The organism is Streptomyces sp. NRRL S-37 (assembly GCF_000721605.1).
Classification (GTDB): Bacteria; Actinomycetota; Actinomycetes; order Streptomycetales; family Streptomycetaceae; genus Streptomyces.
In genome coordinates this window covers 1-519 of record NZ_JOIZ01000100.1, presented here as the reverse complement: position 1 = coordinate 519, position 519 = coordinate 1, and the positions used below count along the sequence as shown (strand labels likewise).

Below are 519 nucleotides of genomic sequence, written 5' to 3'. Positions count from 1 at the left end.
ACCGCACTGCCCCGCACCACCGCCAACACCCGATGCCCATGACGCCGCGCATCCGACAACCGCTCCAGCACCAGCACACCCACACCCTCGGACCAGCCGGCCCCGTCGGCGGTGTCGGAGAAGGCCTTGCAGCGTCCGTCGGTGGAGAGGGCTCCCTGCCGGGAGAACTCGACGAAGGCGGTGGGCGTGGCCATGACGGTGACGCCTCCGGCCACGGCGAGTGAGCACTCACCCGACCGCAGCGCCTGCGCCGCCCAGTGCAACGCCACCAACGACGACGAACACGCCGTGTCCACCGTCACCGCCGGACCCTCGAACCCGAACGTGTACGCCACACGGCCGGAAGCGATGCTGCCCGCACTGCCGTTGCCGCGGTAGCCCTCGTACTGCTCGTCGGTGAGGATGCTTCCGTAGTCGTTGTACATGACGCCGGCGAAGACGCCGGTGCGGCTGCCCCGCAGCGACACCGGGTCCATCCCGGCCCGCTCGATCGCCTCCCACGTCGTCTCCAGCAGCAGA

General features: G+C 70.3%; 1 protein-coding gene. It reads right to left on the bottom strand.

The window, feature by feature from the left end:
* Nucleotides 1-519, bottom strand: a 519-nt coding sequence (locus tag IH50_RS38410; RefSeq protein WP_037873666.1) for a beta-ketoacyl synthase N-terminal-like domain-containing protein, incomplete at both ends; no start/stop codon positions are given.